This window comes from Pseudomonas sp. (assembly GCF_050739995.1).
Taxonomy (GTDB): domain Bacteria; phylum Pseudomonadota; class Gammaproteobacteria; order Pseudomonadales; family Pseudomonadaceae; genus Aquipseudomonas.
This window is the reverse complement of sequence record NZ_JBOICG010000506.1, coordinates 1-15,105: the sequence shown is the minus strand read 5'-3', so window position 1 is coordinate 15,105 and position 15,105 is coordinate 1. Positions and strand designations below refer to the sequence as shown.

Below are 15,105 nucleotides of genomic sequence, written 5' to 3'. Positions count from 1 at the left end.
CTTTCGCGAGCAAGCCCGCTCCCACACAAGCCCAGCTCCCACATTTGCAAACTGCGTTGTTATTGGAACAACGACTCACTCGACAGGCCATTCTTCTCAAGGATCTCACGCAAGCGCTTGAGCCCTTCCACCTGGATCTGCCGCACCCGCTCACGGGTCAAGCCAATTTCCAGGCCTACATCCTCCAGAGTGCTGCTCTCGTGACCGCGCAGGCCGAAGCGGCGAATCACCACCTCACGCTGCTTGTCCGTAAGCTCCGACAGCCACTGGTCAATGCTTTGGGAAAGATCATCATCCTGCAACAGCTCGCAAGGGTCTGTAGGACGATCATCCGTCAGGGTGTCCAGCAGGGTTTTATCCGAATCCGGACCCAGCGAGACGTCGACCGAAGACACACGCTCGTTCAGGCCGAGCATGCGCTTGACCTCCCCTACCGGTTTTTCCAGCAGGTTGGCGATTTCTTCAGGCGAAGGTTCATGATCGAGTTTTTGTGTCAGCTCACGCGCCGCCCGCAGGTAAACGTTGAGCTCCTTGACCACATGGATCGGCAACCGGATCGTGCGGGTCTGATTCATGATCGCCCGTTCGATGGTCTGGCGAATCCACCAGGTGGCGTAGGTAGAGAAGCGGAAGCCGCGCTCTGGGTCGAACTTCTCCACTGCCCGGATCAAGCCCAGGTTGCCCTCCTCGATCAGGTCCAGCAGGGACAGACCACGATTGACGTAGCGTCGGGCTATTTTCACCACCAGGCGCAAGTTACTTTCAATCATGCGCTTGCGCCCAGCCGGATCGCCTTTCTGCGACAAACGCGCAAAATGGACTTCTTCTTCGGGGGTCAGCAGAGGGGAAAAGCCGATTTCATTGAGATACAGCTGGGTCGCGTCGAGCGCCCGCGTGTAGTCAATGTACTTGTGTTGCTTCAACGCGGTGGAGTTCTTGGATTTGGTGCGAACTGAAGGTGATACCGCTCCTTCATTATCTGACATCGAATCCGTATCGATACTGGCCTCCATAAGGAGAACCTCATCGTCGATGTCAAACTCCGGCGCTTCTTTACTGAGAGCCATTGTTATAGTCCTTTGGTGAGTTCGACCTCAAGCTCAAGCGACGCCTCTATCCTTGGCAACGCTGGAGCCTGTTCCTTCTACGTGAGGGAACAGGCTGTGCAACACATCAACGACGGGGCAGGAATTGCAGTGGATCTACAGGTTTCCCTTGGCGGCGAATCTCAAAGTGCAGTTTCACCCGGTCTGTACCAGTTGACCCCATTTCGGCAATTGTCTGTCCGACTTTGACCTGCTGCCCCTCCCGAACCAACAGCCTGCGGTTATGGCCGTAGGCACTGACGTAGGTATCGCTGTGTTTGATGATGACCAGCTCGCCGTAGCCCCGTAAACCACTCCCGGCGTAAACCACTGTCCCATCAGACGCAGCTAAAACAGGCTGTCCCAAATCCCCGGCGATATCAATGCCTTTATTCAAACTACCGTTTGAAGAGAATTTTCCAATCAACACGCCATTTGAAGGCCATCCCCAACCTGTTGGTGCCGGGCCCGGAGGTGGCAACGGCGCGGGTGCCGGTTTGCTCGCAACCGTAGGCGCGGCGGTGCCTGCAGGCCGAGTGATGATGGTGGTTTTGCTCGAAGACGACGGCGAAGATCCAGTGTTTGTCACAACTGTCGTAGGCGTAGAACCCGTGCGCCCATCGAAACGGATGGTTTGTCCCGGATGTATCGTATATGGCACAGGAATGTTATTGCGGGCCGCGAGCGCCTTGTAATCCCAGCCGTAGCGGAAGGCGATCGAGAACAGCGTGTCCCCCTTTCGCACTACATATTGCCCAGTGGTGACCGTCGGTCTTTGTGGCGCTGAACTGGCACCGTTGCGGTCGACAACCCGCGCGCCACTTGAGGGAGAGCTTGAGCAGCCCGCCAATAAGGAACTCAAGACAAGGCCAAGCACCAGTCGCTGAAAACTTGTTTTACTCATACGCTGCGCAAGACCTGTGAGACTCACCCGCCGCTCCCTTTGTGGTGGCTGAACATTAACGCCTGTATCAGGCCTGAAATATGACGCAAGTATAACTGGGCATTGAGTTTTTACCGGCACACGACTGAAACGAAAAATTCATCATGTTTAATTCCGGTTTTCAAGCATGTTGACACGATAGACCCCGCTGTAAGACACATCGCCGTCAACAGAATTCACTGTCCTCGAATAAATGATCAGGCCAGCGGGCCGTTGAGCAAGGGGACAAAGCGCACGGCACCCAGTACATGCCGGGAAAAACCTTCGTCTTCGCGGATAATGAGCATCAACTGTTGCACTTCGCCAGCCCCCACCGGGATGACCAACCGCCCACCAGGCGCCAGTTGGTCCAGCAAGGCCTGCGGCACATCCGTAGCCACCGCCGTGACAATGATGCCGTTGTACGGCGCCAGGGCCGGCCAGCCTTCCCAGCCATCGCCCCAACGGAACACCACATTGCGCAGGTTCAACTCCACCAGGCGCTCTTTGGCACGGTCTTGCAGCACCTTGATGCGCTCTACCGAGAACACGCGCTCCACTAACTGCGACAGCACGGCAGTCTGGTAACCGGAACCCGTGCCGATCTCCAAGACCTTGTCGAGAGGCCCAGCTGCCAGCAGCAACTCGCTCATGCGCGCTACCATATAAGGCTGGGAGATCGTCTGGTTATGGCCAATCGGCAATGCGGTGTCTTCGTAGGCGCGATGCGCCAACGCTTCATCAACAAACAGATGCCGAGGCGTACGCCGGATGACTTCAAGCACCTGGGCGTTGGACAGCCCTTCTTCATACAGGCGCTGGATCAAACGCTCGCGAGTACGCTGGGAGGTCATTCCGATGCCACGGCGCAGCATTTCGTCTTGTTCACGTGCCATCAACGCAGCCCCTCGAGCCAGCCATCGAGACTACTGAAGGCATCACTGAAGGTGCGATCAAGTTGCAACGGGGTAATCGAAACATAACCTTGCATCACCGCGTGAAAATCAGTGCCCGGCCCACCGTCCTCGGCATCACCCGCTGCCGCAATCCAATAACCTTCCTTGCCACGCGGGTCGACCACCTTCAATGGCGCCGCCGCGCGGGCGCGATGGCCCAGGCGCGTGAGCTGGATGCCGCGGATATGATCGAGGGGCAAATTGGGCACATTGACATTGAGCACCGTGCGCGGCGGCAGATCCAGAGAGCCGTGAGCCTCCACCAACTTGCGCGCGAAATAAGCGGCCGTCGCGAGGTTGTCCAATTGCCGTGAGGCAAAGGAAAAAGCGAACGAGGTTCGCCCGAGAAAGCGCCCTTCAAGCGCCGCCGCCACGGTGCCGGAATACAGCACGTCATCACCCAGGTTGGCACCCAGGTTTATCCCCGAGACGACAAGGTCCGGCTCCTGGTCCAACAAACTGTTGATCGCCAGGTGCACGCAGTCGGTGGGTGTGCCGTTCACGCTGATAAAGCCATTGGCCAAAACTTGTGGGTGCAGCGGACGGTCAAGCGTCAGCGAACTGCTGGCGCCACTCTTGTCCTGGTCAGGGGCGACCACCACGCACTCGGCGTAATCCTGCAGCGCAGCATGGAGCGCGGCAAGACCGGGTGCGGTAGCACCGTCATCGTTTGATATCAGAATACGCATGGGTTGTCCGTCGGCCCCACCGGCACCAGATCAACAAGCTCGCGCACCAAGACAGTGGCGAAGCATCCGGCCGGCAGGACGAATTCCAATTGCAGAATGTCAGGTCCGGGATAATGCCACGTCAACCCGCCAATGGGCAGTCGAAGAATGCGACGTTCCTGGCTCATACCGGCATTCACCAGCCAGTCACGCAGATCGGCTTCGTCAGCGGCAACGGCCTGTTCCAAGGCATAAGTCGCCCCGGTGGCAGGCGAGTCACCTTCACCCCACTGCGGCCCGGTAGGGTGCAGGTCCAGGATGGCCAGGCGCGGATCGCTGCACTCAGCCTCCCCCGCGGGGAAAAAGCTGCGGCTGTCGGTAAACGCCAGCAAGTCCCCCACTTGGGCACGCTGCCAGGAGCCGTCCGCGACACGCGCGGCCAATACCTTGTTAAACAGAAAACTGCGCGCCGTAGACAGCAGCCGCGAGCGCACATTGCGCTGCTCCGGCAGGGCCTTGCGCGCCGCCCACTCACGGGCGTCCACCACGTTGCCGCCGTTATGGCCGAAACGTTGGGCGCCGAAGTAATTGGGAATGCCGTGCTGGGCGATCAATTGCAAGCGTGCATCGATGGCAGCGGTATCACCGGCCAGCTGCGTCAGGCGCAACGTAAAGCCGTTGGCCGAATGCGCGCCGCGTTGCAGCTTGCGCTTGTGGCGCGCCATCTTGAGAATCTTGAGGGTGTCGTTTTCCGCGCCGCTCATGTCCGGATCGGCCTTGCCCGGCAATTGCACGCTGAACCATTGGCGAGTCAACGCCTGGCGGTCCTTGAGCCCGGCATAGCTGACGGTGCGCAACGGCACCCCAGCGGCCTTGGCGATACGCCGTGCAGCCTCTTCGGTATTCAGGCCACGCTTTTCCACCCATAACCACAGGTGCTCACCATCCCCGGTCAGCGGGATATCCAGCACTTCGTCGACCTGGAAGTCTTCAGCCGTCGCCTTCAGTACCGCGCGACCCAAGGCCTCGCCATAGGCTCGCGGGCCCAGCAGTTGCAGGTCATTCATGCGCGCAGCAACAAGGCAACGGAGTGCACGGCGATGCCCTCTTCACGACCGGTAAAACCGAGTTTCTCGGTGGTGGTGGCTTTCACGTTCACTTGATCCAGTTCAATTTGCAGGTCGGCGGCGATCAACGCTCGCATCGACTCGATGTGCGGGGCCATTTTCGGCGCCTGGGCCACGATGGTGTTGTCGACGTTGCCGACCTTCCAGCCCTTGGCGTGGATCAGGCCAACCACATGGCGCAGCAAGACGCGGCTGTCCGCGCCCTTGAAGGTCGGGTCGGTGTCCGGGAAATGCTTGCCGATATCCCCCAATGCCGCTGCGCCCAGCAAGGCATCGCTCAAGGCATGCAGCAAGACGTCGCCGTCGGAATGAGCCAGCAACCCATGGTGGTGTGCGATCTGCACGCCGCCCAGGGTGATGAAGTCGCCTTCGGCGAAACGGTGCACATCGTAGCCGTGGCCAATACGCATAAAAAAACGCCCCGATTTAATTCAGGGCGTGATTCTACCTACTTTTGCCTCACATTAACCGAGCAAAGCACGACCATGATGTCGCAAATGGTCTTCGATGAAGCTGGCGATAAAAAAGTAGCTATGGTCGTAGCCAGGCTGCAGGCGCAACTCCAGTGGGTGGTTGGCCGCCTTCGCCGCTTGCTGCAGGGCTTCAGGCTTGAGTTGCACAGCGAGGAAATCGTCGCGGTCGCCCTGGTCCACCAGCAGCGGCAGTTTTTCCGAGGCTTCGCTGATCAGCACGCAGGCGTCCCACTCGCGCCATTTCGAGCGCTCTTCGCCCAGATAACGCGAGAAGGCTTTCTGGCCCCACGGGCAATCCATCGGGTTATTGATCGGCGAAAACGCCGACACCGACAGGTAACGCCCCGGGTTGCGCAAGGCACACACCAGCGCACCGTGACCGCCCATGGAATGACCGCTGATGCCACGTTTATCCGATGCGGGGAAATGTGCTTCAACCAACGCCGGCAACTCCTGCACCACGTAGTCATGCATCCGATAGTGCTTGGCCCAGGGTTGCTGGGTGGCATTCAGATAGAAACCCGCGCCGAGGCCAAAATCCCACGCGTTGTCCGGATCACCCGGCACGCCAGGGCCACGCGGACTGGTGTCCGGTGCCACGATGATCAGCCCCAGTTCGGCCGCCATGCGCTGGGCGCCGGCCTTCTGCATGAAGTTCTCGTCGGTGCAGGTCAGGCCTGACAGCCAGTACACCACCGGCAGCTTGCCGCCCTGCTCCGCTTGCGGCGGCAAATAGACGGCGAAAGTCATCTCGCAGCCCAGCACATCGGAGTGATGCTTGTAGCGTTTATGCCAGCCGCCAAAGCTTTTCTGGCACGACAGGTTTTCCAGACTCATGGCCGACCTCAGAAGTGGATGACGGTACGAATGCTCTTGCCTTCATGCATCAGGTCAAACGCTTTGTTGATGTCTTCAAGGCCCATGGTGTGAGTAATGAAGGTATCCAGCGGGATCTCGCCGGTCTGGGCCATTTCCACATAGCTTGGCAGCTCGGTACGACCGCGTACGCCGCCGAATGCCGAACCGCGCCAGACACGACCGGTGACCAGTTGGAAGGGACGAGTAGCGATTTCCTGGCCGGCACCGGCCACGCCGATGATCACCGACTCGCCCCAGCCTTTGTGGCAGCACTCAAGGGCGGCGCGCATCAGTTGCACGTTGCCGATGCACTCGAAGGAAAAGTCCACACCGCCGTCGGTCAAGTCGACGATAACGTCCTGGATCGGGCGATCGTAGTCTTTCGGGTTGATGCAGTCGGTGGCGCCCAGCTGTTTGGCGATTTCGAATTTGGCCGGGTTGATGTCGATGGCAATGATGCGACCTGCCTTGGCTTTGACCGCACCGATCACTGCCGACAGGCCGATGCCGCCCAGACCGAAGATCGCCACGGTGTCACCCGGCTTGACCTTGGCGGTGTTGATCACCGCACCGATACCGGTGGTGACGCCACAGCCCAGCAGGCAGACTTTTTCCAGCGGCGCTTCTTTAGGGATCTTGGCCACAGAGATTTCCGGTAGCACGGTGTACTCGGAAAACGTCGAGGTACCCATGTAATGGAAAATCGGCTGGCCCTTGTAGGAGAAACGCGTGGTGCCATCGGGCATCAAACCTTTGCCCTGGGTGGAGCGGATCGCCTGGCACAGGTTGGTCTTGCCCGACAGGCAGAATTTGCACTTGCCACATTCCGGGGTGTACAGCGGGATCACATGGTCGCCCACGGCCACCGAGGTCACACCTTCGCCGATCGCTTCAACCACCGCACCGCCTTCATGGCCGAGGATCGACGGGAAGATACCTTCCGGATCAGCGCCCGACAGGGTGTAGGCGTCGGTATGGCACACGCCGGACGCGACCACGCGCAACAGCACCTCGCCAGCCTTGGGCATGGCCACATCCACTTCAACGATCTCAAGGGGCTTCTTGGCTTCGAAGGCTACGGCGGCGCGGGACTTGATCATCCGGGTTTCTCCTGGGGATTGAAAACTGAGGCGGTGAGTGTAAAACATCGCCTATTGATGAATAATCCAGGCAAAAGCAAAACATTATTGCCGCACAGGGATAATCGATATGCTGGAAAACCGCTGGGAAGGCATCGATGAGTTCGTCGCGGTCGCAGAATGCAGCCAGTTCACCGCCGCCGCCGAACGCCTTGGGGTGTCGTCGTCCCATATCAGCCGCCAAGTGGCACGCCTGGAAGAGCGACTGCAAACGCGATTGCTGTATCGCAGTACGCGCAAGGTGACCCTGACCGAAGCCGGCCAGACCTTCCTGCAGCACTGCCAGCGTTTGCAGGACGGTCGCGAAGAGGCGTTGCGCGCGGTAGGCGACCTCACCAGCGAACCCAAGGGCATGTTACGCATGACCTGCGCGGTGGCTTACGGCGAGCGGTTTATCGTGCCGTTGGTGACGCGGTTCATGGCGCTGTATCCGCAATTACGCGTGGATATCGAGCTGACCAATCGCCAACTGGACCTAGTGCATGAGGGCCTGGACTTGGCGATCCGGCTGGGGCGCTTGCAAGACTCACGCATGGTCGCCAGCCGACTCGCACCCCGCCGTATGTATTTGTGCGCATCACCGTCCTACCTTGCGCGGTACGGTCGGCCACATAGCTTGTCGGAATTGAGTCGGCATAACTGCCTGATCGGCAGCTCGGATATCTGGCAACTGGCCCAGGACGGGCGCGAGTTTTCTCAACGCGTGCAGGGCAACTGGCGCTGCAACAGTGGCCAGGCCGTGCTGGATGCGGCGTTGCAAGGGGTTGGGTTGTGTCAACTGCCGGACTATTACGTGCTGGAGCATTTGCACAGCGGCGCGTTGGTGTCGTTGCTGGAAGCGCATCAGCCGCCGAACACCGCGGTGTGGGCGTTGTATCCGCAGCAACGGCATTTGTCGCCGAAGGTCAGGAAGTTGGTGGATTTTTTAAAGGAGGGTCTGGCTGAGCGGCCGGAGTACAGCAGTGGATAATTAAGTGTCGGGACGGGCGTCATCGCGGGCAAGCCCAGCTCCCACATTTGACCGAGTTGCCTGGGGAGAAGGAAAGCCCATGTGCGAGCTGGCTTGCCTGCGATGAAGTCGACCCGGTGCGACTGACTACCCACAGGCAAACCTACCCCCTCCACACCAGACCGAGTTGCCCGGGGAGAAGGAGAACCCACGTGGGAGCTGGCTTGCCTGCGATGAAGTCGACTCGGTGCGACTGACTACCGTCGGTTAGCCCACCGCAACCGCAACCACTCCAGATCCTCTGGCCGAGTCACCTTGATGTTGTCCGAGCGCCCTTCAATCAAGCGCGGCGCCTGGCCGGACCATTCCATCGCTGACGCCTCATCGGTGATCACGGCATCCGCCACCAAGCTGTCGGCCAATGCACGATGCAGCGCTCCCAGGCGAAACATCTGCGGCGTGTAGGCCTGCCAGATCAGACTGCGGTCGACGGTCTCCATCACCCGACCCTGCTTGTCGACACGCTTGAGCGTATCGCGAGCCGGTACGGCCAGCAGGCCGCCGACCGGGTCATCCGCCAGTTCAATCAGGAGTTTGTCGAGATCATCACGGCTCAGGTTGGGTCGCGCAGCATCGTGCACCAACACCCAATCGTCGTCGCTGGCGCCCAGGGCGTTGAGTTGCAGCAGTGCATTGAGCACCGAACCCGAACGTTCCGAACCACCGTCCGCACGATGGATACGAGCGTCGGCAGCACAGGCCAGCGCAGGCCAATAAGGATCATCTGAAGCCAGACTGACCACCAGCCCCTTGAGGGACGGATGATCGAGAAAACAGCCGAGGCTGTGTTCGAGAATAGTGCGCCCGCCCAGTTGCAGGTATTGCTTGGGACGGTCCGCGGCCATACGGGCACCAATGCCCGCGGCAGGAATCACGGCCCAGAAGGCCGGTAGACGGTAGCTCATTGGGCCAACTGGTAGAGGGTTTCACCCTCCTTGACCATGCCCAGCTCATGACGGGCCCGCTCTTCAACGGTCTCCGTACCTTTTTTCAGCTCGAGCACTTCGGCATCAAGGACCCGATTGCGCTCCAGCAAACGTTCGTTTTCTGCGTGCTGGTCGGCAATCTGCTGGGTCAGTTCTTCTACCTGCGCAAAACTGCCGTTACCGACCCATAGGCGGTACTGCAGGCCAGCCAGCAACAAGAGCAAGACGAGGAACAACCAATTGGGACTGCGCATCGAAATCCGGGTATCCAGTGAAAAAAGCCAGCCATGTAGAACTTTTGCAGCAACTGATAGCACGAAGCCTGGAAGAACCAGGCTTGTGCTAGATAGCCATCAGATTAGCGTTGAAATCCACACTGTCGTGTTTTTTCCGACGCCATCCGCCGACTTTTTACCATGCTTTACCATCAAGTAGCGATCAGCCGCGAAACTCACCGCGACCGTTGTACTTGGCTTTACCTGCCAGTTGCTCTTCGATACGCAGCAATTGGTTGTACTTGGAAACGCGGTCGGAACGGCACAGGGAACCCGTCTTGATCTGGCCCGCCGAGGTGCCCACAGCCAGGTCGGCAATGGTCGAGTCTTCGGTTTCGCCGGAGCGGTGGGAGATCACGGCGGTGTAGCCCGCGGCCTTGGCCATCTGGATGGCTTCCAGGGTTTCGGTCAGGGTGCCGATCTGGTTGAACTTGATCAGGATCGAGTTGGCGATCTTTTTGTCGATGCCTTCTTTCAGGATCTTGGTGTTGGTCACGAACAGGTCGTCGCCCACCAGTTGGATTTTCTCGCCGATCTTGTCGGTGAGGACTTTCCAGCCCGCCCAGTCAGACTCGTCCAGGCCGTCTTCGATCGAGATGATCGGATAACGCTCGGTCAGGCCTTTGAGGTAGTCGGCAAAACCTTCGGAAGTGAATACATGGCCTTCGCCGGACAGGTTGTATTTACCGTCCTCGTAGAACTCGCTGGCCGCGCAGTCCAGGGCCAGGGTCACGTCGGTGCCCAGCTTGTAGCCAGCGTTGGCCACGGCTTCGGAGATCACTTTCAGTGCATCTTCGTTGGACGCCAGGTTCGGTGCGAAACCACCTTCGTCACCCACGGCAGTGCTCAGGCCACGGGCCTTCAGTACAGCCTTGAGGTGATGGAAAATCTCGGTACCCATGCGCAGGCCTTCGGAGAAGGTCTTGGCGCCAACCGGCTGCACCATGAATTCCTGGATATCGACGTTGTTATCGGCGTGCTCGCCACCGTTGATGATGTTCATCATCGGTACCGGCATCGAGTACACACCCGGCGTACCGTTCAGGTTGGCGATGTGGGCGTACAGCGGCAGGTCCTGGTCCTGGGCAGCGGCCTTGGCAGCGGCCAGGGACACGGCGAGGATGGCGTTGGCACCCAGGCTGCCTTTGTTTTCGGTGCCGTCGAGCTTGATCATCGCGTGGTCCAGGGCTTTCTGGTCCAGCGGGTCCTTGCCCAGCAACAGGTCACGGATCGGGCCGTTGATGTTCGCTACAGCTTTGAGTACACCTTTGCCCAGGTAACGGCTCTTGTCGCCATCACGCAGTTCCAGCGCTTCGCGCGAACCGGTGGAAGCACCGGACGGCGCGCAGGCGCTGCCGATGATGCCGTTATCGAGAAGCACGTCGGCTTCGACGGTGGGGTTGCCACGGGAGTCGAGAACTTCACGACCTTTGATGTCGACGATTTTTGCCATTGTTGTAAACACTCCAAAGTTGACGAAAACGACGCAGCTGAAGGAAAACTTTTGACCGACCGCAAGGGTGGAACAACGGGGCAGGCTTGCAGGCGACAAGGCTCAGGCCCGCAGGCCTGAGCGTAAAACGAGGGAAAGTCTACCGGAGAAACCGCCGTTACGCGGTTTCTACCGTCGGAAAACTCTTGACCAGTTCGTCCAACTGCTTGAGCTGGGCCAGGAACGGCTCCAGCTTGTCCAGGCGCAGGGCGCAAGGACCATCGCACTTGGCGTTGTCCGGGTCCGGGTGGGCTTCCAGGAACAGGCCGGCCAGGGACTGGCTCATACCCGCCTTGGCCAGGTCAGTGACCTGGGCGCGACGCCCACCGGCGGAGTCCGAGCGACCACCGGGCATTTGCAGCGCGTGGGTCACGTCGAAGAATACCGGGTATTCGAACTGTTTCATGATGCCGAAACCGAGCATGTCCACCACGAGGTTGTTGTAGCCGAAGCTCGAACCACGCTCGCAGAGGATCAACTGGTCGTTACCCGCTTCCACGCACTTGCTCAGGATGTGTTTCATCTCCTGCGGCGCGAGGAACTGGGCTTTCTTGATATTGATCACAGCGCCGGTCTTGGCCATCGCGACCACGAGGTCGGTCTGGCGCGACAGGAAGGCCGGCAACTGGATGATGTCGCACACCTCGGCGACCACGGCAGCCTGCTCAGGCTCGTGGACATCGGTGATGATCGGTACGCCGAAAGCTTGCTTGATGTCCTGGAAGATCCGCATGCCTTCTTCAAGGCCCGGGCCGCGATAGGAGGTCACGGACGAACGGTTGGCCTTGTCGAAGCTGGCTTTGAACACGTAGGGGATACCCAGTTTCTGGGTGACCCGCACGTACTCTTCACAGACCTGCATCGCCATATCGCGGCTTTCCAGCACGTTCATGCCGCCGAACAGCACCATGGGCTTGTCGTTGGCAATCTCGATGTCGCCTACGCGAATGATCTTCTGGGCCATCAGGGTTACGCCTTCTTCTGATGTTGCGTCAGTGCTGCCTTGACGAAACCGCTGAACAACGGGTGACCGTCTCGCGGAGTCGAGGTGAACTCAGGGTGGAACTGGCATGCCACGAACCACGGATGATCCGGCGCCTCGACCACTTCAACCAGCTTGCCATCGCCGGAGCGGCCGGAGATTTTCAGGCCGGCTTCTTTGATCTGCGGCAGCAGGTTGTTGTTCACTTCGTAGCGGTGACGGTGACGCTCGACGATCACGTCCTTGCCATAGCAGTCGTGGACCAGCGAGCCGGCTTCCAGCAGGCAGTCCTGTGCGCCAAGGCGCATGGTGCCGCCCAGGTCGGACGTCTCGGTACGGGTTTCAACAGCGCCGGTGGCGTCTTCCCACTCGGTGATCAAGCCCACGACCGGATGGCCGCTGGTGTGATCGAACTCGGTGGAGTTGGCGTCTTTCCAGCCCAGCACGTTACGGGCGAACTCGATAACGGCCACTTGCATGCCCAGGCAGATACCCAGGTACGGCACCTTGTTCTCACGAGCGTACTGAACGGCTGTGATCTTGCCTTCCACGCCACGCAGGCCGAAACCGCCCGGAACGAGGATCGCGTCAACACCTTCAAGCAGGGCAGTGCCCTGGTTCTCGATGTCTTCGGAGTCGATGTAGCGCAGGTTGACCTTGGTACGGTTGCTGATACCGGCGTGGCTCATCGCTTCGATCAGCGACTTGTACGCGTCCAGCAGTTCCATGTACTTGCCGACCATGGCGATGGTGACTTCATGCTCAGGATTGAGCTTGGCGTCGACCACGGCTTCCCACTCGGACAGGTCCGCACCGCCGCACTGCAAGCCGAAACGCTCGACCACGAAATCATCCAGGCCTTGCGAATGCAGGATGCCCGGGATCTTGTAGATGGTGTCGGCGTCTTCCAGCGCGATCACCGCACGTTCTTCAACGTTGGTGAATTGCGCGATCTTGCGACGCGAGGAAATGTCGATCGGGTGATCGGAGCGGCAAACCAGTACGTCCGGCTGCAGGCCGATGGAGCGCAGCTCCTTGACCGAGTGCTGGGTTGGCTTGGTTTTGGTTTCGCCGGCGGTAGCGATGTACGGCACCAAGGTGAGGTGCATCAGCATCGCGCGCTTGGCGCCGACTTCGAAGCGCAACTGGCGGATGGCTTCGAGGAATGGTTGGGATTCGATGTCACCCACGGTGCCACCGATCTCGACCATCGCCACGTCGGCATCGCCTGCACCCTTGATGATGCGGCGCTTGATTTCGTCGGTGATGTGCGGGATCACCTGGATGGTTGCACCCAGGTAGTCACCACGGCGCTCTTTGCGCAGCACATGCTCGTAGACACGGCCAGTGGTGAAGTTGTTGTTCTGGGTCATGGTCGTGCGGATGAACCGCTCGTAGTGGCCCAGGTCCAGGTCGGTCTCGGCGCCGTCGTGGGTGACGAACACTTCACCGTGCTGGAACGGGCTCATGGTGCCCGGGTCAACGTTGATGTACGGGTCCAGCTTGAGCATGGTGACCTTAAGTCCCCGCGCCTCCAGGATGGCCGCCAATGAAGCGGAGGCAATGCCTTTCCCCAATGAAGAAACAACACCGCCCGTGACGAATATGTAGCGCGTCATGAAAAACCCTAGAAGTCTGCGTTAAAGCGGTCCGAGCCGCCGGGGAAAGCGAAGGAAGGCCGAAGCCCCCGATCACCTGCATTAATCACAGTGCACCTTTCAAAAAAACCGCCGCGTGGTGACAGACCAGCAATGAAACACCGGTACGTTGATCGCTACACATTTTTTGGAATCGCCCAGCAAAGACTGCTTGGTAATCGGCAACTGCTGCGATTCAGGAGAATCCACAGAAGTTGTATCAAGAAGGGAGCGTAGTCTACCGGAAAGGCTCTATCAGCTCAAACCTTGATCGCAGTTCTGTGGCAACCAATGTAATTGCCAGCCATCCACCGGGCTGGACCATAGCCCCGCAAGGGTTGGGACAGCCAGCAATTGCTCCCCCCGATACAGCAGCGGCAATCTGCCACGCACGAACCCCGGCAAACCACTTTCGTTAAGCAAGCGCTTCAGGTCACGCCTGCCACGGCCTGGCACTTCCATGATTTCGCCGCCGTGACGATAGCGGACCTCCAACGGGCCTGCGGGAGCGGTGCCGATAAATTTCAGTTGCCCGTTACCGGATAACTCTAGTGGGTTTTGCGGGTGTGACCAGCTCACCGCTGCGTCTGAAAATGCCTGCCAAGCGACAGGCAACCACCAGACACGCTCACCACAACGATGAAGTTGACCGTCGGCAAGGCGCCACAACGGCTGTGCGTCGCCCTTGGCATCGCGCAAGGAGTACCAGCCAGCCCAATGACCGCTATCGGGCAAGCGCGTCAGCGGCGCCAGCCAGTGACGCAGGGCGTTGCGTTGACGAGCGTCGGAAAGTGTCCGAAGTGGAGCAAGGGCCAGTGACGGCAAAGGCAACCAGGGAAATGGCGAAGGCTGATCGGCAGTGTGCAGGTCCATCTGCGCCAATTCATCTAGCAGCCCCTGGGCCTCATGCAAATGCTCGGCGCTGCGGAACACGTTGGAAACGGCTTGCGGCCAGCGCTCTGTCAGCGCCGGAAATACGCGGTGACGCAGGTAATTACGGGAAAACCGCAAATCAGCGTTGGAAGGATCTTCGATCCACTTGAGCTGATGGGCGCGAGCATAGGCCTCCAACTCTTCACGCGAGACATCCAGCAACGGCCGCAGCAGATACCCCTTCGCCAACGGGCGCTGCATGGCCATGGCCGCCAACCCTCGCACTCCAGCCCCACGCAACAGGCGAAACACCAGGGTTTCTGCTTGATCATCGCGATGCTGGCCCGTGAGCAAGACCTCCCCTACCCCCGTCACCTCGGCAAACGCCCGATAACGCGCGTCACGGGCCGAACGCTCAAGGCTTGCACCCGGCTGAACCTGCACGCGCATGACGTGCAAGGGCACGCCAAGACTGTCGCACACTGACTGGCAATGACTGGGCCAGGCATCGGCCGCAGCTTGCAGGCCATGATGGACATGGATGGCCTTGAGCGGCGGGAGCGTTTCGGTTTTTGCCAGAGAGGCCAGAAGGTGCAGCAGGACGGTGGAATCAAGCCCACCGGAGAATGCGATGTGCCAGGCCGGGGCGTTGCGCCAGGGGGCCAGGGTTTGCAGGAGTTTGG

General features: G+C 59.6%; 15 protein-coding genes. 1 reads left to right on the top strand and 14 read right to left on the bottom strand.

Translation table 11 applies throughout. From position 1 onward, the window contains the following. Positions 1 to 59: 59 nt before the first annotated feature. The 8 genes from rpoS to ACRESD_RS16705 form a co-directional block, all read right to left on the bottom strand. Positions 60 to 1,067 (bottom strand): RNA polymerase sigma factor RpoS, encoded by a 1,008-nt coding sequence (rpoS, locus tag ACRESD_RS16740; protein ID WP_431751938.1) that lies wholly within the window; start codon positions 1,065 to 1,067, stop codon positions 60 to 62. Positions 1,068 to 1,173: 106 nt separating this feature from the next. Continuing rightward, complete coding sequence (locus ACRESD_RS16735; protein WP_431751937.1) at positions 1,174 to 2,016, bottom strand: peptidoglycan DD-metalloendopeptidase family protein; 843 nt, start codon at positions 2,014 to 2,016, stop codon at positions 1,174 to 1,176. A 209-nt stretch (positions 2,017 to 2,225) separates the two neighbouring features. Further along, positions 2,226 to 2,861 (bottom strand): protein-L-isoaspartate(D-aspartate) O-methyltransferase, encoded by a 636-nt coding sequence (locus ACRESD_RS16730; RefSeq protein WP_431751939.1) that lies wholly within the window; start codon positions 2,859 to 2,861, stop codon positions 2,226 to 2,228. A 41-nt stretch (positions 2,862 to 2,902) separates the two neighbouring features. Beyond that, positions 2,903 to 3,652 (bottom strand): 5'/3'-nucleotidase SurE, encoded by a 750-nt coding sequence (gene surE / locus ACRESD_RS16725; RefSeq protein WP_431751936.1) that lies wholly within the window; start codon positions 3,650 to 3,652, stop codon positions 2,903 to 2,905. Then, positions 3,640 to 4,698: a tRNA pseudouridine(13) synthase TruD gene (truD, locus tag ACRESD_RS16720; protein ID WP_431751935.1), complete on the bottom strand. Its 1,059-nt coding sequence runs from the start codon at positions 4,696 to 4,698 to the stop codon at positions 3,640 to 3,642. Before truD ends, surE begins: the two co-directional genes overlap by 13 nt. Next, entirely contained in the window at positions 4,695 to 5,168 is a 474-nt protein-coding gene (ispF, locus tag ACRESD_RS16715) for a 2-C-methyl-D-erythritol 2,4-cyclodiphosphate synthase (protein WP_431751934.1), read from the bottom strand. The genes truD and ispF overlap by 4 nt, the downstream gene beginning before the upstream one ends. 54 nt (positions 5,169 to 5,222) lie before the next feature. After that, positions 5,223 to 6,068, bottom strand: a complete 846-nt coding sequence (gene fghA, locus ACRESD_RS16710; protein WP_431751933.1) for an S-formylglutathione hydrolase — start codon at positions 6,066 to 6,068, stop codon at positions 5,223 to 5,225. Positions 6,069 to 6,076: 8 nt separating this feature from the next. Next, positions 6,077 to 7,189 carry an S-(hydroxymethyl)glutathione dehydrogenase/class III alcohol dehydrogenase gene (locus tag ACRESD_RS16705; RefSeq protein WP_025855143.1) on the bottom strand — a complete coding sequence of 371 codons (1,113 nt, stop codon included), beginning with the start codon at positions 7,187 to 7,189 and terminating at the stop codon, positions 6,077 to 6,079. 109 nt (positions 7,190 to 7,298) lie between these two features. Between ACRESD_RS16705 and ACRESD_RS16700 the strand changes: the two genes are divergently transcribed. Beyond that, positions 7,299 to 8,198 carry a LysR substrate-binding domain-containing protein gene (locus ACRESD_RS16700; RefSeq protein WP_431751932.1) on the top strand — a complete coding sequence of 300 codons (900 nt, stop codon included), beginning with the start codon at positions 7,299 to 7,301 and terminating at the stop codon, positions 8,196 to 8,198. Positions 8,199 to 8,434: 236 nt separating this feature from the next. Here the strand turns inward: ACRESD_RS16700 and ispD are convergent, their stop codons facing one another. From ispD to tilS, 6 genes are all read right to left on the bottom strand, one after another. After that, positions 8,435 to 9,142 carry a 2-C-methyl-D-erythritol 4-phosphate cytidylyltransferase gene (gene ispD, locus ACRESD_RS16695; protein ID WP_431751931.1) on the bottom strand — a complete coding sequence of 236 codons (708 nt, stop codon included), beginning with the start codon at positions 9,140 to 9,142 and terminating at the stop codon, positions 8,435 to 8,437. Next, positions 9,139 to 9,417: a cell division protein FtsB gene (ftsB, locus tag ACRESD_RS16690; protein ID WP_057723188.1), complete on the bottom strand. Its 279-nt coding sequence runs from the start codon at positions 9,415 to 9,417 to the stop codon at positions 9,139 to 9,141. The genes ispD and ftsB overlap by 4 nt, the downstream gene beginning before the upstream one ends. A gap of 184 nt (positions 9,418 to 9,601) precedes the next feature. Further along, entirely contained in the window at positions 9,602 to 10,891 is a 1,290-nt protein-coding gene (eno, locus tag ACRESD_RS16685) for a phosphopyruvate hydratase (protein WP_123714904.1), read from the bottom strand. A gap of 157 nt (positions 10,892 to 11,048) precedes the next feature. Continuing rightward, on the bottom strand, positions 11,049 to 11,894 hold the full coding sequence (kdsA, locus tag ACRESD_RS16680) for a 3-deoxy-8-phosphooctulonate synthase (RefSeq protein ID WP_003189190.1): 846 nt from the start codon (positions 11,892 to 11,894) through the stop codon (positions 11,049 to 11,051). Between the two features lie 5 nt (positions 11,895 to 11,899). Next, a complete protein-coding gene (locus ACRESD_RS16675; RefSeq protein WP_034126838.1) occupies positions 11,900 to 13,531 on the bottom strand; it encodes a CTP synthase in 1,632 nt (543 codons plus the stop codon). A 273-nt stretch (positions 13,532 to 13,804) separates the two neighbouring features. Beyond that, positions 13,805 to 15,105, bottom strand: a 1,301-nt coding sequence (gene tilS, locus ACRESD_RS16670; protein WP_431751930.1) for a tRNA lysidine(34) synthetase TilS, incomplete at its 5' end; no start/stop codon positions are given.